13 protein-coding genes are annotated in these 17,374 nt (G+C 70.3%); 7 read left to right on the top strand and 6 right to left on the bottom strand.

The annotated features are described in order from the left end of the window. The first annotated feature begins 273 nt into the window (after positions 1 to 273). Positions 274 to 2,361, top strand: coding sequence for a S9 family peptidase (locus Pta02_RS31270; protein WP_203878571.1), 2,088 nt, complete (start codon positions 274 to 276; stop codon positions 2,359 to 2,361). Further along, on the top strand, positions 2,358 to 3,374 hold the full coding sequence (mgrA, locus tag Pta02_RS31265) for an L-glyceraldehyde 3-phosphate reductase (RefSeq protein WP_203878570.1): 1,017 nt from the start codon (positions 2,358 to 2,360) through the stop codon (positions 3,372 to 3,374). Before Pta02_RS31270 ends, mgrA begins: the two co-directional genes overlap by 4 nt. A gap of 27 nt (positions 3,375 to 3,401) precedes the next feature. Here the strand turns inward: mgrA and Pta02_RS31260 are convergent, their stop codons facing one another. Next, complete coding sequence (locus Pta02_RS31260) at positions 3,402 to 5,825, bottom strand: lysylphosphatidylglycerol synthase transmembrane domain-containing protein (protein ID WP_203878569.1); 2,424 nt, start codon at positions 5,823 to 5,825, stop codon at positions 3,402 to 3,404. Between the two features lie 72 nt (positions 5,826 to 5,897). On the opposite strand from Pta02_RS31260, the gene Pta02_RS31255 reads away from it, so the two are divergent. From Pta02_RS31255 to Pta02_RS31245, 3 genes are all read left to right on the top strand, one after another. Beyond that, positions 5,898 to 6,335 carry an RpiB/LacA/LacB family sugar-phosphate isomerase gene (locus tag Pta02_RS31255; RefSeq protein ID WP_203878568.1) on the top strand — a complete coding sequence of 146 codons (438 nt, stop codon included), beginning with the start codon at positions 5,898 to 5,900 and terminating at the stop codon, positions 6,333 to 6,335. Between the two features lie 120 nt (positions 6,336 to 6,455). Beyond that, positions 6,456 to 8,039, top strand: coding sequence for a M28 family metallopeptidase (locus Pta02_RS31250; RefSeq protein ID WP_239131361.1), 1,584 nt, complete (start codon positions 6,456 to 6,458; stop codon positions 8,037 to 8,039). 9 nt (positions 8,040 to 8,048) lie between these two features. Further along, positions 8,049 to 10,052: a molybdopterin-containing oxidoreductase family protein gene (locus Pta02_RS31245; protein WP_203878567.1), complete on the top strand. Its 2,004-nt coding sequence runs from the start codon at positions 8,049 to 8,051 to the stop codon at positions 10,050 to 10,052. Here Pta02_RS31245 and Pta02_RS31240 read toward each other — a convergent pair. Together Pta02_RS31240 and Pta02_RS31235 are read right to left on the bottom strand one after the other, a co-directional pair. After that, positions 10,039 to 10,488, bottom strand: a complete 450-nt coding sequence (locus Pta02_RS31240; RefSeq protein WP_203878566.1) for a GNAT family N-acetyltransferase — start codon at positions 10,486 to 10,488, stop codon at positions 10,039 to 10,041. The two genes, Pta02_RS31245 and Pta02_RS31240, sit on opposite strands and share 14 nt — an antisense overlap. A gap of 77 nt (positions 10,489 to 10,565) precedes the next feature. Next, on the bottom strand, positions 10,566 to 11,903 hold the full coding sequence (locus tag Pta02_RS31235) for an FG-GAP repeat domain-containing protein (RefSeq protein WP_203878565.1): 1,338 nt from the start codon (positions 11,901 to 11,903) through the stop codon (positions 10,566 to 10,568). A 236-nt stretch (positions 11,904 to 12,139) separates the two neighbouring features. Between Pta02_RS31235 and Pta02_RS31230 the strand changes: the two genes are divergently transcribed. After that, positions 12,140 to 12,607 carry a hypothetical protein gene (locus tag Pta02_RS31230; protein ID WP_203878564.1) on the top strand — a complete coding sequence of 156 codons (468 nt, stop codon included), beginning with the start codon at positions 12,140 to 12,142 and terminating at the stop codon, positions 12,605 to 12,607. Positions 12,608 to 12,637: 30 nt separating this feature from the next. Here the strand turns inward: Pta02_RS31230 and Pta02_RS31225 are convergent, their stop codons facing one another. The 3 genes from Pta02_RS31225 to Pta02_RS31215 all read right to left on the bottom strand — a co-directional run bounded on the left by Pta02_RS31225 (position 12,638) and on the right by Pta02_RS31215 (position 15,401). Next, the gene (locus tag Pta02_RS31225; RefSeq protein WP_203878563.1) at positions 12,638 to 13,033 is read right to left on the bottom strand and encodes a VOC family protein; all 396 of its coding nucleotides are present in this window, start codon (positions 13,031 to 13,033) and stop codon (positions 12,638 to 12,640) included. 82 nt (positions 13,034 to 13,115) lie between these two features. Further along, positions 13,116 to 14,009 carry a class I SAM-dependent methyltransferase gene (locus Pta02_RS31220; RefSeq protein WP_239131360.1) on the bottom strand — a complete coding sequence of 298 codons (894 nt, stop codon included), beginning with the start codon at positions 14,007 to 14,009 and terminating at the stop codon, positions 13,116 to 13,118. 9 nt (positions 14,010 to 14,018) lie between these two features. After that, entirely contained in the window at positions 14,019 to 15,401 is a 1,383-nt protein-coding gene (locus tag Pta02_RS31215; RefSeq protein WP_203878562.1) for an Nramp family divalent metal transporter, read from the bottom strand. A 142-nt stretch (positions 15,402 to 15,543) separates the two neighbouring features. Here Pta02_RS31215 and Pta02_RS31210 point away from each other — a divergent pair, with 142 nt between their 5' ends. Continuing rightward, positions 15,544 to 17,367 (top strand): acyl-CoA dehydrogenase, encoded by a 1,824-nt coding sequence (locus Pta02_RS31210; RefSeq protein WP_203878561.1) that lies wholly within the window; start codon positions 15,544 to 15,546, stop codon positions 17,365 to 17,367. Positions 17,368 to 17,374 lie beyond the last annotated feature (7 nt).

Here is a 17,374-nt window from a genome sequence, read left to right as displayed (position 1 = left end):
CTGCCCCGTCTCCGAGGCAACCCCTCGAACTTACCAGCCATTGAGCAGTTCTGCGAACCGATCTCCGGAACCGTTGGTTTCAAGGGGTTGTCGACAAGCACAGGGCAGCCCACATCGAAGTCACCGGAGTGAATGGAGTGGTTTGCGCCGGATCTTGGCGACGTCAAAAGATTAGCAGTCCCCGATGACCACTCGGGACAGAACCGCGAAACCCACCGGCACGGCGTTCCGGCTCATCCGGAACCGGCGGGACCGGAAACATAGACTCGGCGAGTGAGCATCGAGACGCCGCCTACGGCGAAGAAGGTTCCCAGCGAGCGGGTGCACCACGGGGACACCGTGGTCGATGACTACGCGTGGCTGATGGCCAAGGACGACCCGGAGACCATCGCCCATCTCGAAGCTGAGAACGCCTACACCCAGCACACGACCGCCCACCTGAAGCCCCTGCAGGAGACGATCTTCCAGGAGATCAAGGGCCGGACGCTGGAGACCGACCTGTCCGTCCCCACCCGCAAGGGTGACTGGTGGTACTACTCCCGGACCGAGGAGGGCAAGCAGTACGGCATCCAGTGCCGGGTGCCCGCCGACGGGGAGACCCCGCCCGACCTGAAGGCCGAGGAGTCACTGCCCGGCGAGCAGATCCTGCTCGACGGCAACGAGCTGGCCGGCGACAGCGACTTCTTCGCCATCGGCACCAGCGCGGTCAGCCCGGACGGCACCCTCCTGGCCTACTCCGTCAACTTCACCGGCGACGAGCGCTTCACCCTGAAGGTGAAGAACCTCGTCACCGGCGAGACCCTCCCCGACGAGATCCCCGGCATCTTCTACGGCGGCGCCTGGGCGGCCGACGGCAGCACGTTCTTCTACACGACGGTCGACGAGGCCTGGCGGCCCGACAAGGTCCACCGGCACGTGATCGGCACCCCGGCCGCCGACGACGTCCTCGTCTACGAGGAGACCGACGAGCGGTTCTGGATCGGCATCGGCCTGACCCGCAGCGAGCGCTACCTCGTCCTCTCCGCCGGGAGCAAGATCACCAGCGAGATCCGCATCCTGGAGGCGGACGACCCGACCGGCGGGTTCCGCGTCGTACGGCCCCGCAAGACCGGCGTCGAGTACGGCATCGACCACGCGGGCGACCGCTTCCTGGTCCTGCACAACCGCAACGCCGAGAACTTCGAGGTGGCCACGGCCCCGATCGACGACCCCGGCACCTGGACGCCGCTGATCGAGCACCGCCAGGACACCCGCCTGCTCGACGTCGAGGCGTTCGCGAGCCACATCGTGGTGCACTTCCGCCGGGACGGCCTCACCGGCATCCGCGTGCTGCCCACGGAGGGCGGCACCGACCGTGACGCGCTCCTGGCGGCGGCGTACGAGATCCCCTTCCCCGAGCCGATCTACGACGTGGCCCCCTCGGGCAACCCCGAGTTCGTCACCGGCCGCCTCCGCCTCGGCTACACCAGCATGATCACGCCGCCCTCGGTCTACGACTTCGACCTGCGGAGCAGGGAGCTGATCCTGCTCAAGCGCAAGCCCGTGCTCGGCGGCTACGACCCCGGCGACTACGAGCAGTTCCGCGAGTGGGCCACCGCCTCGGACGGCACCCGCGTCCCGATCTCGATCGCGGTCAGGAAGGGCACCGAGCGGCCGGCGCCCACCGTCCTGTACGGCTACGGCAGCTACGAGATCTCGATCGACCCGTCGTTCTCGGTGGCCAGGCTGAGCCTGCTCGACCGGGGCTTCGTCTTCGCCATCGCCCATGTCAGGGGCGGCGGCGAGATGGGCCGCAGGTGGTACGAGGACGGCAAGTTCCAGCACAAGAAGAACACCTTCACCGACTTCGTCGCCTGCGCCGAGCACCTCAAGGCCACCGGCTGGTCCTCCAGCGTGGTCGCGCGCGGCGGCTCGGCCGGCGGGCTGCTGATGGGCGCGATCGCCAACCTCGCGCCGGAGCTGTTCGCGGGCGTGGTCGCCGAGGTGCCGTTCGTGGACCCGCTGACCTCGATCCTCGACCCGTCGCTCCCGCTCACCGTCATCGAGTGGGACGAGTGGGGCGATCCCCTGCACAACCCGGACGTGTACCACTACATGAAGTCGTACTCGCCCTATGAGAACGTGAGCGGGAAGGTCTACCCGCCGATCCTGGCGATCACGAGCCTCAACGACACCCGGGTCCTCTATCACGAGCCCGCCAAGTGGGTCGCCAGGCTCCGCGAGGTCGCCCAGGGCGGGCCGTTCCTGCTCAAGACGGAGATGGGCGCCGGGCACGGCGGCCGCAGCGGCAGGTACGACTCCTGGCGTGAGGAGGCCTTCACCCTCTCCTGGATTCTCGACACATCGAAGGTGACGCAGTGACATACATCGCCGCCGCCGACCGCTACGACGGGCGGCAGCCCTACAACAGGGTGGGCAGGAGCGGGCTCAGGCTGCCCGCGGTCTCGCTGGGGCTGTGGCACAACTTCGGCGACGACAAGCCCTTCGGGGTCCAGCGGGACATCCTGCGCCGGGCCTTCGACCTCGGAGTGACCCACTTCGACCTGGCCAACAACTACGGCCCGCCGTACGGCTCGGCGGAGACCAACTTCGGGCGGCACTTCCGCGAGGACTTCGCCTCCTACCGCGACGAGCTGGTCATCTCGACCAAGGCGGGCTACGACATGTGGCCCGGGCCGTACGGCGAGTGGGGTTCGCGCAAGTACCTGCTGGCCAGCCTGGACCAGTCGCTCAAGCGGATGGGCCTGGACTACGTCGACATCTTCTACAGCCATCGGTTCGATCCGGACACGCCGCTGGAGGAGACGATGGGCGCGCTGGACCACGCGGTGCGCTCCGGCAGGGCGCTGTACGCCGGGATCTCGTCCTACTCGCCCGAGCAGACCGCCGAGGCGGCGCGGATCCTGCGTGAGATGGGCACGCCGCTGCTGATCCACCAGCCGTCCTACTCGATGCTGAACCGGTGGATCGAGGGCGGGCTGCTGGACGTGCTGCAGGACGAGGGCGTGGGCTGCATCGCGTTCTCGCCGCTGGCCCAGGGCATGCTGACCGACCGCTATCTCGACGGGATCCCGGAGGGGTCGCGCGCGTCGCTGGGGCACTTCCTCAAGCCGGAGATGCTCACCGAGGAGACCATGCGGCACATCCGCACCCTCAACGAGATCGCGGCGGCGCGCGGCCAGTCGCTGGCGCAGATGGCCCTGGCCTGGGCGCTGCGCGACAGGCGGGTGACCTCGGTGCTGATCGGCGCGAGCAGTGTGGCGCAGTTGGAGAACAGCCTCGCGGCGGTGGGGAACCTCTCGTTCACCTCCGAGGAACTGGCGGCGATCGACAAGGACGCGGTCGAGGCCGGCGTCAACCTCTGGGCGGTCTGAGGACGGGCGGTCTGAGGACCCGGGAGCTCACAGGGCCTCGTTGCGCTGCAGGTAGGTGAACGAGGCCCACCCCGGCAGGACCGGGAGCCAGAAGGTGAGCAGCCGGAACAGCAGCACCGCGGGGGTGGCGATCCCCTGCGGCAGGCCGGCGAGGGTGAGGCCGCCGATGAGGGCGGCCTCCACCGCGCCCAGGCCGCCGGGGGTCGGGGCGGCCGATCCGATGGCGTTGCCGGCGAGGAAGACCACGGCGACGGCGGCGAAGTTGAGGGATCCGCCGAAGGCCCGGACGCAGGAGTCGAGGCAGACGACGAAGAAGATCGTCAGCAGCAGGGTGCCGGTGAACCCCTCGGCGATCTTCCGGGGGGACTGGAGCACGTCCAGCAGCCGGGGGACGACGCCGGAGAACAGCGAGCGCAGGCGTGAGGTGACCATCCGCCGCAGCTTCGGGATGCCCACGACGAAGACGATCAGCACGGCCACGGCCAGCAGCACGAACACCAGCGTGCGCGACGGGGTGAAGGACTCGGCCGTGCCGGATCCGGTGATGTAGGCGAACAGCAGCAGCAGCCCGATGTGGAAGGCCAGGCCGACGAACTGGGAGGCGCCCACGCTGGCCATCGCCTGGCCCGGCGGGATCCCGCGCTTCTGCAGATAGCGGGTGTTGATGGCGACGCCGCCCACCGCGGCCGGGGCGACCAGCTTGACGAACGACCCGGCGAACTGCGCGAGCACGGTGTGGCCCAGCGGGAGCTTCTCCGGCACGAAGCCCATCAGCATCAGCGCGGCGGCCACGTAGCTCAGCATCGCGGCGGCGAAGGCCGCCCCCGTCCAGCCCCACTTCGCCGAGGTGATGATGTTCAGGTTGAGCTGGGTCAGGTAGTACACCACGAAGTAGGCGGCGAAGGCACTGGCGATGATCGTGACGAGGGTCCGCGGGCGGAACCGCTCCAGCCGGACCTCCTCGGCCTCGGCCTTGGGTTCGAGGGCGACGATCTCCTCGCGGATCGCGGTCAGCAGTTCCTTGTTGTCCTTGTTCAGGGCCGCCCTGGTCTCGCGGGTGAGGGCGATGCGCTGCAGCAGCGGCATCGCGGCGGCCAGCGTGTTCGCCCCGGTCACGGCCGCCGCGGCGCGGACCGAGCGCTCGGCGCCGACCCGCAGGCTGAGGTAGGTGAGCAGCTGGGCGATGTCGAGGCGCAGCAGCAGGTCGCCGGCGGCGATCTCGCCGCTGCGGGCGTCCATCAGGACGACCCGGCCCTCGTTGTCGACGTGGATGCTGTCGCCGGTCAGCCTGCGGTGGGCCAGCCGCTGGACCTGCAGGAGCAGGACCTGCTCCCAGATCTGGGCGAGCAGGTGGTCGTCGATCTCCTCGTCGGGGATGTCGGCCAGCGCGCGGGTGCCGGTGTGCTCGTAGACGAGCAGCGCGGCCTCGGCGCCGATCTCGCTGGTGCCGACCAGCCGGGGACTGCCGACCCCGGCGGCCTGCGTGGCGTAGGCCATCAGGGCCTCGCGCTCCAGCTCGGCGCGGAGCGAGCGGATGGCCCGGCGGCGGGTCTCGGAGTTGAGCCGGATCCGGCGCCAGAGGCGGTAGAGCAGGCCGGCGACCTGGCGGTCGCGGTCGAGGACGGTGACGTCGAGGCGTTCGCCGTCCCTCAGGCCGATGGCGTATCTGCGGCTGCCCTGGTGGTCGTCCTCCAGCCTGCGGGCCTTGACCGGGTGGAAGCCCAGCTTGCGGACCGCGGCGACGATCGCGCTGCCCGGCGGGCGGGTGTTGGGGCTGCCGATGCCGTACAGCGTGGCGAACCCGACCGCGAGGCCGACGAGGATCGAGACGATGATGCCCAGGACGGTGGCGGCCAGGCCGGCGAACAGCGCGACCGCGTTGACCCCGACGGCCGTCCACAGGGCCGCGCGCCAGGTGGGGCGGCGGGAGATGCGCATCGCCGTGACGTAGGCGATGACCGAGGTGAGCAGGGTGTTGATCGGCTCGACCCCGGTTCTGCCGCCGGTGAGCAGCAGCCGCAGGTCCTCGGGACCTGCGGTGAGGATCCACTCGCCCAGGACGAAGGACAGCACCATCCCGGCGATGGCCGCGAACAGTCCCTCCGCCACGCGCAGACCGTCGCGGTGGAGCACCCGCTCCACCGCGTAGGCGGTGGGGATGCCGAGCATGGCGACTCCGCCCAGCACGCCGACCAGGCCGCTCAGCAGGAACGGCACGCGCTTGGTGCCGTCGGCCACGTCGGCCTCCAGCCCGTTGAGCGTCTTCTTCGCCACCAGCGCGAGCAGGATGACCGCGGCCAGGGCCGCCAGGGTGGCCAGGAACCGCAGGGCGTCCGAGGGACGGCGGATGCGCTGCGGGAGCAGCGGCTCGACGACGAGTACGACGGGGTCATCCCCGGCCGGCGGCCTGCCGCCGGTCGTCGTCTCGTCGCGTTCCTTGGTGTCCTTCACTGGGAGCGATTCTGCCCGTTTCGTATTACAGGTGCATCACTGATCTTTCCCTCCAGTGTCCACAATGAAGTCATGCGCATCTCACTGGCCTCCGACAGTCTTGACGGCGTGGCGCCCGTTCTGGTCTCCGAACTGGAGGGGCGGGGGCACACGGTCATCGCCCGCGGCGCCGTTTCCGGCGAGCGGGCCGACTGGGCGTGGTGCTGCGCGAGGGCGGCCCGTGACGTGGCCGAGGGGGCCGCCGACCAGGCGGTCGTGTGCTGCTGGACCGGGACCGGGGCGTCGATCGCGGCGAACAAGGTGCCCGGCGTGCGCGCGGCGCTGTGCGTGGACGCGGCGACCGCGGCCGGGGCGCGCAAATGGAACGACGCCAACGTGCTGGCCCTCAGTCTGCGGCTCACCTCGGTCCCGCTTCTGGGGGAGATCCTGGACGCCTGGTTCGACGGCGCTCCCAGCACCGACGAGGAGGACATGGCCAACATCGCGTATCTCTCCGAGATGGAGAATTGACCTTTCCTCCCGTCACGGCGATTGGATCGACCGAGGTGGCGCCTGTCAGGCTGGCTCCGTACCCCGCCTGACGTGGTCGCGGGGGCTTTCCCTCTCCGATGGAGTCAGAGGAGTTCTCGCATGCGCACTCGCGCGTACCTGGCTCTGCCGGCCGTTCTCGCCGCGGCGTCGGCCGTGGCCCTGTCCGCCCCGGTCCCGGCCCTGCCCGCCGTACCGGCCCCGGCATCCCCGGTCGTGTCGGCCTCGGTGCCACCGGTCGTACGGGCCGTGCAGGCCGTACGGGCGGTGCAGGCCCTGCGGGCCGCGCGGATCGCCCGGGCCGTCGTCCCCGATCCCGTACTGCGCCGCCGGATGGTCACGGCCCCCTTCGTCAGGCGGCACCTGCAGACGTTCCAGGAGATCGCCGACGCCAACGGCGGGACCCGCGCCGCGGGCACCTCCGGATACGACGCCTCGGCCGCCTACGTGGCCGGCCGGCTGCGCAGGGCCGGGTACGCGGTCACCCTGCAGGAGTTCGAGTTCCCGTTCTTCCGGGAGATCACCGAGACCACCATGAGCAGGGTCTCGCCCCAGCCGAAGGTCTACACGCGCGACACGGACTTCACGACCATGGTGTACTCCGGCTCGGGCCGGGTCACCGCCGCCGTGCGGCCCGTGGACCTCACCCTGCCGCCGGGTGAGGTCAACACCTCCACCTCCGGGTGCGAGGCGGGCGACTTCGCCGGGTTCCCCCCGGGTGACATCGCGCTGATCCAGCGCGGCACCTGCACCTTCCAGGTCAAGGCCGAGAACGCCCAGGCCGCCGGGGCCGGAGGCGTGATCATCTTCAACGAGGGCCAGGAGGGCGAGGGCGACGCCGACCGCCGCCGCCTGCTGCGCGGCAACCTCGGCGCGCCGAACACGCGCATCCCCGTCCTCGGGACCACCTTCGCGATCGGCCAGGAGCTGTCCGCGCCCGGGACGACGGTCTCCCTGGCCGCGGACACCGAGAGCGACCTGAGGCGCAAGACCCGCAACGTGCTGGCCGAGAGCCGCCGGGGCGACCCGTCGAAGGTCGTCATGGTGGGCGCGCACCTGGACGGCGTCACCGAGGGTCCGGGGATCAACGACAACGGCTCGGGCAGCGCGGCCGTACTGGAGACGGCGCTGAAGGCGGCCATGCTGCCCACCGTGAACCGGCTGCGCTTCGCCTTCTGGGGCGCGGAGGAGCTCGGCCTGCTCGGGTCCCAGCACTATGTGACCGGCCTTCCCCCCGAGGAGAAGGCGAAGATCAAGATGTATCTGAACTTCGACATGATCGCCTCTCCCAACTACGTCTACGCCGTCTACGACGGCGACGACTCCGACGCGGTCGGGTCCCCGGCCGGCCCGCCCGGCTCGGACGAGATCGAGAAGTTCTTCGAGTCGTACTACACGGCCGCCGGCCTGCCGTACACCGGCACCGACTTCACCGGCCGCTCCGACTACGGCCCCTTCATCGCGGCCGGCATCCCGGCGGGCGGCCTGGACACCGGCGCCGAGGGCATCAAGACCGCCGAGGAGGCCCGGAGGTTCGGCGGCACGGCGGGGACGGCCTACGACCCGTGCTATCACCAGGCGTGCGACGACATCGGCAACATCGACGCAACGGCCCTGACGGTGAACACCGGTGCGATCGCCGCCGCGACCTTCGCATACGCCTACGCCGCGGACCTGCCCGGGTAAAGTCGAGGCATGCAGGGTGAATTGCGGGTTCTGGGGGCATGCCCCCTGGATTGTCCGGACACGTGCTCGTGGGTCGTCACGGTCAAGGACGGCCGGGCCGTCGGCATGCGCGGCAACCCCGACCACCCCTACACGCGCGGCGCTCTCTGCGTGAAGGTCAACCGCTATCTGGAGCACGCCGGGGCCGCCGACCGCATCCTGTATCCGATGCGGCGGGTCGGCCCCAAGGGGTCGGGCCGGTTCGAGCGGATCTCCTGGGACGAGGCCCTGGAGGAGATCTCCGTACGGCTGCGCGCGATCGTCGACGAGCACGGCGGCGAGGCGATCTGGCCCTACGTCGGCACCGGCAACCTGGGCTACGTGCAGGGCGCCGAGGGCATCGCGGGACGGCGGTTCTGGAACGTCCTGGGCGCTTCGCGGCACTTCCTGAACATCTGCTCGACCGCCGGCAACGTCGGGCTGTACCACACCAACGGCACCCCGGCCGGCATGGATCCCGAGACCTTCGCCCTGTCGAAGCTGATCCTGCTGTGGGGCACCAACACCCTGACCAGCGGGCACCACCTGTGGAAGTTCATCCAGGACGCCCGCGCGGCCGGGGCGTACGTGGTGGCGATCGACCCGATCCGCACCCGCACCGCCGAGCAGGCCGACCAGCACCTGCCGATCCGGCCGGGCACCGACGCGGCGCTGGCGCTCGGCCTGCTCCACGTCGTCCTGGAGGAGGGCGCCGAGGACCGCGACTACATCGCCCGCCACACGGAGAACTGGGAGGAGTTCCGCGAGGAGATCCTGCGCCACACCCCGGAGCGCGTGGCCGGGATCACCGGCCTGCCCGAGGCGGACATCCGCGCCCTGGGGCTGCGCCTGGCGCGCACCCGGCCCACCGGCATCCGCGCCACGATGGGCATCCAGCGGCACGCGGGCGGCGGCGCCGCGCTGCGCGCGCTGTCCGCGATCCCCGGGGTGACCGGTGACTGGCGTCATCCCGGCGGCGGGATCGCCTACTCCACCAGCGGTCACGTCAACCTGAACGTCGACACCCGCGAGGACCTGCTGGCGAAGCCGGTGCGGACGCTGGTCATGACCCGGCTGGCCGAGGGGCTGGACGAGTCGGTCAAGTGCCTGTGGGTCTACATGGCCAACCCGATGGCCTCCACCTCCGACCAGAACCGCGTCCGCGACAGGCTCCTGCGGGAGGACCTGTTCACGGTCGTGATGGAGCAGTTCGCGACCGACACGGTGGACTACGCCGACATCGTCCTGCCCGCGACCATGCAGATCGAGCACATGGACCTGCACGCGGGATACGGGCACATGTACCTGCTGTGGAACGAGCCGGCCGTGGAACCGCCGGGCGAGTGCCTGTCCACCACCCAGACCTTCCGCCGCCTGGCCCGGCACATGGGCCTGACCGAGCCGTCGCTGTTCGACTCCGACCTGGAGCTGGCCGAGCAGCTGCTCTCCTCCGGGCATCCGTCCCTGAACGGGATCACGGTGGACCGGCTGCGCAAGGAGGGCTGGGTCCGGCTCAACGTGGCGCAGCCGTTCGTGCCGTTCACCGAAGGCTTCCCCACGCCCTCGGGGCGCCTGCGCTTCCCGAAGGGACCGGCCTACGTGCCCCCGCACACGGCCTCGGCCCCGGACGGGCCGTACCCGCTGACGCTGGTGACCCCGGCCGCCCACACCTTCCTCAACTCGACCTTCGGCAACAACCCCGAGCTGCTGCGCCGCGCCAAGGGGCCGCGGGTCTTGGTGAACCCGCAGGACGCCCTGGACCGGGAGCTGACCGACGGGCAGCGGGTGCGGGTGTTCAACGCCACCGGAGCCTTCGAGGCCGAGGTGGAGATCAGCCGGAAGGTACGGCCCGGCGTGGTGGCCTCCACCAAGGGGCACTGGCGCAAGCTCAGCCCGGGGGGCGCCACGGTCAACGCCGTGGTGGAGGAGCGCGACGCCGACATGGGACGCGGCGCGGTCTATCACGACAATTTCGTCGAGGTCACTCCAGTGTGAGCTTGAAGCCCTCGTGGGAGGCGACGAAGCCCAGGGAGTCGTAGAAGCGGTGGGCGTCCCCGCGCCGCTTGTCGGTGGTGAGCTGGACCACCGTGCAGCCGCGCTCGCGGCCCCGCTCGATCGCCCAGCGCATCATGGTCCCGCCGAGCCCCTGCCCGCGCAGGGACGCGGCGATCCGGACGGCCTCGATCTGCAGGCGCAGGGAGCCGCGCCGGGAGATCCCCGGGATGTAGGTCAGCTGCATGGTGCCGACCACCTCGCCTTCCCGCTCGGCCACGATCAGCTCGTTGTTCGGGTCGGCCTCGATGGCCTCGAACGCCTCGCGGTGCTCCCTGCCGTACGTCCCGGTCCGGGCGGCGGCGATGGAGTCGTCGGCGATCATGGCCACGATGTGCGGGAGGTCGTCGAGGCGGGCGGGGCGGAATTCCACTGACATGCCGCTCAACCTAGCCAATACGGCGACACGCCCCTCGCCGGGAGCCGGGAGGGGCGTGTCGCCGTGGAGCGGGGCGCTTACTTGACGCCGCCGCCGCGGATGGCCTTCACCTTCTTCAGCTTCGGCTTCTCCAGCTTGACCTTCGTCTTCCACTTCTTGACGGCCGGCTTGGGCTTGACCGCAGGCTTGGGCTTGACGACCGGCTTGGGCTTGACGACCGGCTTGGGAGCCACGGAAGTGCCGCAGTCGGCCAGCAGGACCGAGACACCCTGCGACAGCCCGCTCGACGTCGCCAGGTCGCTCCGGTTGTCGGCGTTGAAGCGGCCGCTGACCATGTCCAGTCCCATGCTGCCCGCGTTGAAGGAGACGGGCGCCTGGAAGGTGCCGTCGCCCTTGCCGAGCAGCAGCGAGCCGCCCATCGGGGATGTGAAGGCGGCGTCCGTCTTCCCGTCGCCGTTGTAGTCGCCCAGCGTGGGCCACCCCAGGCCGCCGTTCCCGGTGTAGGGAAGCGCGCTCTGGAAGGTGCCGTCGCCATTGCCGAGCAGCACCATTCCGTCGCCCAGGCCGCTGGAGATCAGGTCGGCCTCGTTGTCGCCGTTGAAGTCGGCCGTGAAGACGAACAGGGCGCTCGTTCCCGCGCCGTAGGCGGTGGAGAGGCCGAAGCTGCCGTCGCCGTTGCTGGGGAAGACCGCGATCCCGTTGGTGCCCATCATGCTGCCGTCGCCGAACGCCACGTCGTCGTCGCCGTCGCCGTCGAAGTCGGCCACGGCGGCGAGGGGCGCGTATCCCGTGAAGCCGGTGGGAACCGGCGCCTGGAAGGTGCCGTCGCCGTTGCCGAGCATGATCGAGTTGTCGTTGCTGCCGCTGGTCACCAGCACGTCGAGCCGGTCGTCGTTGTCGAAGTCACCCGGGATGACCATCGAGGCGTTCAGAATCGTCGGGGTGGTGATGGCCGCGCCGAAGGTCCCGTCGCCGTTGCCGGGCAGGACCCGGACCGTACCGCTCGCGGAGTCCGCCACGACGATGTCGATGCTGCTGTCCAGGTCGGAGGTGATGTCGCCGGTGGCGAGGCGGCTCGCCGAGGCCATGCCGGGGTCGGCGCCCACAGCCGGGTCGAAGGTCCCGTCGCCGTTGCCGGTCAGCACCTCGATGTCGCCGCCGCCGTGTCCGTACGTCGCGAGGTCGGTCTTGTGGTCGGCGTTGAAGTCGGCCGTCGCCGCGAAGAGCACCATGTTCGCGGTGGCGTAGGTGACCGCGGGGGCGAATCCGGGGGTGGCGCAGGCGGGGACGGGGACGGCGGAGGCGGGGGCCGCGGTGGCCGCCAGCGCGCCGGAGGTGAGGGCGGCCGCCGCGAGCAGGGAGACCGCACGACGCCGGCGGGGCATGCCGAAGCGCGAGGAAACAGAGATGTTCACAGGAAAGCTCCTCCATGAGCTGGAAATGCCGTGCGCGGAGCCTTCCGTGGACGACTGCGCAGGCGCTGTGTCCCTCCCATCGGCTGACCGAAGGAGTTTCGGAGGGTTTGCGGAGGATTGCTTTCCCCGGACGTGACGCGGGGCGGGAAACCCTGAGGTCCGAGTGGATCTGCCGGGGTAAGAACCAGGGTTCGTCCCCGATGTGGGCGGGGGGTCGCCGCAGGCACCCTGATGTCATGAAAGACGAACTGACTCGACGTGACGAGATGTCCCTCGCCGGCGCGGCCCTGCACGGAGCGCCCTGGAAGACGGCCGCGGTGACCGGTGGCGCGGTGGCGGCGGCCAGCGTCGGCATGGGCTGGCTGCTGCCGGGCAGCGCCGATGTGACCTGGGCGCTGTGCCTGGGTGTCAGCCTCTTCTCACTGATCGCCGCCATCGGCGCGATCGCCAGGCCCAACACCGGCGACCGGGTGACCCGGCAGGCCAGGCAGTGGGCGCTGCGCCACCCGTGGCGGTTCTCGCTCTACCCCTCGCTCGGCGCCGCCGTACTGATGTATCCGGTGCAGCTCGTCATCGACGGCGAGGGCCCGTTCAGCGCGGCCCTGGACGCGGTCCAGGGCGGCGTCGCGGTCTATCTGATCACCGCGGTGCTGGCGCTGGTCCTGCGGGGCCGGGGACAGGCCTCCCTGCCGCCCGGCCGCTGAGCGCCGCTCCCGGGCCCCGCCGTCCGGCGGTCAGGCCTGCCCCGCCCCGGCCTTGACGGCCTCCAGCTCGGCCTTGCCCTGGCAGACGCAGAACTCGTTGCCCTCGGGGTCGAGCATGGTGACCCAGCCGCCGCCGTCGGGCTTGCGGCGGTCGGCCTGAACCGTGGCCCCGAGCCCGAGCAGCCGCTCCACCTCCTGGTCGCGCGTGCTGTCGTCGGAACCGGTGACGTCCACGTGGACGCGGTTCTTGACGCTCTTGCCCTCGGGAACCTTGATGAAGAGCAGATTGATCGGGCCGAGGAGGAGGACCTCGTCGTCCTCCTCGCCCGTGGCCGGGTGGAACTCCAAGCCCGCGGCGTCGCGCCAGAAGGTCGCCAGCTCGTACGGCTGCGCGCAGTCGAAGGTCACGTAGTGGATCTCAATCATGGGCACACCCAATCGCGACACCGTCTAAACCGTCAAGACGGTTACGTAACCCCCTAAACGCTTAGGCCGGTTATGTCACGCCTCATGACGCCGGCTCCCACCACAGAGTGATCCACCGCTCCCGCGGCACCGGCCACATGTCCAGCGCCGTCACGGCCGCGACGACCTCCTGCGCCCGGCCGGGGTCGAGGCACAGCCTGCGGCAGGCGCTCTCGGCCAGCGCGTCCATGTCCGCGAACCGGCTCAGCGGGGCCAGCCGCTCCGTCCGCCGGACGTCGTACCCCAGAGCCTCGGCGATGGCGGCGACGTCGTCGGCCGTGGGCCGCTGCGGGCGTACGACGCCGTGGAAGTGGGCCCACAGCGGGTTGAGCCAGCTCATCGGGTGGCGGTACGGCAGTTCCAGGACGACCCGGCGGCGGGCGTGGGCGGTCAGCCCGGTCAGGAAGGGGACCAGGTCCGGCACGTTGTAGACGACGTGGGCGGCCACCGCGACGTCGGCCACCGGGGCCTGCCCCGCGACGTCGGGCCAGCGACCCCGGATCACCCGCGTGGGCACGCCCAGGGCCGCGGCCCGGGAGGCCAGCTCGGCCAGCATCCCCTCCGAGGTGTCCACCGCGACCAGCTCGCCGAGACTCCCGGCCCCCGCGGGCGGCGCTCCGCAGTCCCCGGTACCGGCCGGCGGCACCGGGGTCCCCGCGGCGGCGGCCAGCGGCAGGGAGGCCGCCCCGGTGCCCGCGCCGACGTCCAGGACCCTGCCGTCCTGCGGCAGGGCCTCGGCGATCCTCGCCAGGGTCGGTCCCTCCGGATCCGCCAGCGCGCGGGCGGTGCGCTCGGCGAAGCGCGCGGGCGAGTGCGCCCACGGATCGGCCGGCGCCTTCGCCGCGATCTCGGGAGGGATGCCCCATCCGGCGAGGTCCGCCCGCCAGCGCTCGCTCAGCCCGTCCAGCCCGTCCACGCGACGATCCAGCCCGTCCATGCGACGAGCCTAGAAGAGCTTGCCCACCTGGTCGATCAGCGTCAGCACCGAGAAGTACCCGAAGAAGGCGAAGACCAGCAGCACGATCACCAGGCGGTAGCCGCGGATCCGGATCTGCTCGGGGATCAGCTTGCGGTTGATGATCGCCAGCAGAGCGGAGTACATGAACATCATGATCCCGCCGACGCTCGCGGAGATCACCAGCAGCGTGATCGGCTGGTCGAAGCCGATCGTGAGCATCGCGATGCCGAAGAGCACGATGAACCAGACGACGAGGGTGTAGACGCGGCTCTCGGTCCATCGCATGCTGTTCGGCAGATAGACGGTCTTGACGATGTCGGCGACCATCCTGCCGACGTAGTCGCAGATGCCCATGCTGGCCGCGAAGAGCGAGAGGGCGCCGATCGACCAGAAGAAGGTGCCGAACCACGACAGCCGCTGGTTGAGCACCTCGCCCTCGGTCTTGAGGAAGGTCACGTTGCTGGCGGTGTCGGCCCCGAAGACGGTGGAGTACGCCAGCATCGACATCAGGAAGATCGTGAAGATCGTGATGGCCACGAACGAGACCAGCTGCTCGATGTTGGCCACCCGCCACCAGCCGCGCCAGCGGGCCATGTTGGCCTCGTCGGGCTCGAAGACGTACCCGGTGGCCGGGGCGGCCTGGTCCTCCCCCGTCACCGGCGAGACCAGGCGCGGGATCCGCGCGCCCATGCCCATGTTCTTGTCGCGGATCCAGTTGCTCTGCACGAGGTTCTGCCCTCCGCCGGCTCCGGCGAAGGCCATGGCGCCCAGCACCAGGGCCGCGCCGAGCTGGGCGGGGACCTGGCCGACGTGGGTGACCGCCTCCCCCAGCCCGCGGTAGGCGTCCCCGGTGATGGCCAGGAACAGAGCGATCACCAGGAAGACGATGACCGCGCCGACCTTGATGAACTGGGTCGCCTCCACGGTCCGGTAGATGACCGGGGACAGCGTGAGCGCCGCGCCGATCAGCAGCAGCTCGACCACGGCGATGACGGTGACGTCTCCCCCGCCGACGGCGTAGGTGAGCACGGTGGCCGAGCTGGTGGCCCAGCCGGGCCAGATGTTGGCCAGCACCGCCATGAGGGCGAAGATCAGGCCCCAGTGCCGCCACAGGCGGCTGAACCCGGCCAGGGCGGTCTCACCGGTGGCGAGCGTGTAGCGCTCGATCTCCATGTTGAGGAAGTACTGGGCGACCACGCCGACCACCGCCGCCCACAGGAAGACCAGGCCGACGTTGGCGGAGATGTAGGGCCACAGGACGAACTCCCCGGAGGCGAGGCCGACCCCCGCCGCGATGACTCCCGGGCCCAGCACCTTCCGCAGCGGCTGGGGGTCCGGGAGGCCAGCCGGGCGGAGCGGGGGAAGCGCCATGTGATCGCTCTTCCCTCAGGACATGTGACAAACGCCCCTATGCCTGCTGTTTTCTAGGGGTTACCGGCGGGTAGCATTCCAGGTAAGGTTACTCACCAGTACGTCCCGAGTCCCAGCTCGCCCGTTCCAAGGAGCAGACCCCATGGGCCACTACAAGAGCAACATCCGTGACCTGGAGTTCAATCTCTTCGAGATGCTCGGACGCCGGGACATCCTGGGCACCGGCCGCTACGCCGAGCTGGACGAGGACATCGTCCGCAGCATGCTCGACGAGCTCAACCGCATGGCCACCGGCGTGCTCGCCGACTCCTTCGAGGAGGGCGACCGCACCCCGCCGGTCTTCGACGCGGCGACCGGCTCGGTGACCATGCCCGCGGGCTTCAAGAAGTCGTACGCCGCCTTCCGCGACGCCGGCTGGACCAACCTCGACCTGCCCGTCGAGCTGGGCGGCCCCGGTGTGCCGCGCAGCGTGGCCTGGGCGCTGGCCGAGCTGATCCTGGGCGCCAACCCGGCGATCTGGATGTACTCCAGCGGTCCCGGCTTCGCCCACATCCTGCACACCATCGGCAACGACGAGCAGAAGCGCTTCGCCGAGACGGCCATCGAGCGGCAGTGGGGCTCCACCATGGTGCTCACCGAGCCCGACGCGGGCTCCGACGTGGGCGCCGGCCGTACCAGGGCCGTGCAGCAGCCCGACGGCACCTGGCACATCGAGGGCGTCAAGCGCTTCATCACCAGCGCCGAGCACGACATGGCCGAGAACATCTTCCACCTGGTGCTGGCCCGCCCCGAGGGCCACGGCCCCGGCACCAAGGGCCTGTCGATGTTCCTGGTGCCGAAGTACCACGTGGACCTGGAGACCGGCGAGCTCGGCGAGCGCAACGGCGTCTACGTCACCAACGTCGAGAAGAAGATGGGCCTGAAGGTCTCCACGACCTGCGAGCTCACCTTCGGCGACAAGCACCCGGCGATCGGCACCCTGGTCGGCGACGTGCACGAGGGCATCAAGCAGATGTTCATGGTCATCGAGCAGGCCCGCATGATGGTCGGCACGAAGGCCATCGCCACGCTGTCCACCGGCTACCTGAACGCGCTGGAGTACGCCAAGTCCCGCGTCCAGGGCGCCGACCTGACCCAGATGGCCGACAAGTCCGCCCCGCGCGTGACCATCACCCACCACCCGGACGTGCGCCGCGAGCTGATGCTGCAGAAGGCCTACGCCGAGGGCATGCGGGCGCTGGTCCTGCTGACCGCCACCTACCAGGACGCGGTGCAGATCGCCGAGTTCGAGGGCCGCCGGGACGAGCACGCCGAGGCGATGAACGACCTGCTGCTCCCGCTGGTCAAGGGCGTCGGCTCCGAGCGCTCCTACGAGATGCTCGCCCGCTCGCTGCAGACCTTCGGCGGCTCCGGCTATCTGCAGGAGTACCCGATCGAGCAGTACATCCGGGACGCCAAGATCGACTCCCTCTACGAGGGCACCACCGCGATCCAGGGCCTGGACCTGTTCTTCCGCAAGGTCCTGCGCAACCAGGGCGTCGCCCTCGGCTCGCTCTACACCGACGTCAAGGCCTTCGCCGCCTCCGAGGCCGGCAACGGCCGGCTGAAGGAGGAGCGCAAGCTCCTCGACGAGGCCGCCGACGAGGTCAAGGCCATGGCCGACACCATGGCCGGCTGGGCGCTCGGCTCGCTGGAGACCCCGGCCGAGGTCTACAAGGTCGGCCTCAACACCACCCGGTTCCTGCTCGCCCTGGGCGACCTGGTGATCGGCTGGCTGCTCCTGCGCCAGGCCGAGATCGCCCTGAAGGCCCTGGGCGAGTCCGACACGGACAAGGCCTTCTACACCGGCAAGGTCGCGGCCGCCTCCTTCTTCACCCAGACCGTCCTGCCCAGGCTGGCCGCCGAGCGCCGCATCATGGCCGCCACCGACCAGGAGCTCATGGAGCTGCCGGAGGACGCGTTCTGAGAAAGGT

Source organism: Paraplanobispora takensis, from assembly GCF_016863195.1.
GTDB classification, from domain to species: Bacteria; Actinomycetota; Actinomycetes; order Streptosporangiales; family Streptosporangiaceae; genus Planobispora; species Planobispora takensis.
This window is presented reverse-complemented; position numbering and strand designations above follow the sequence as displayed.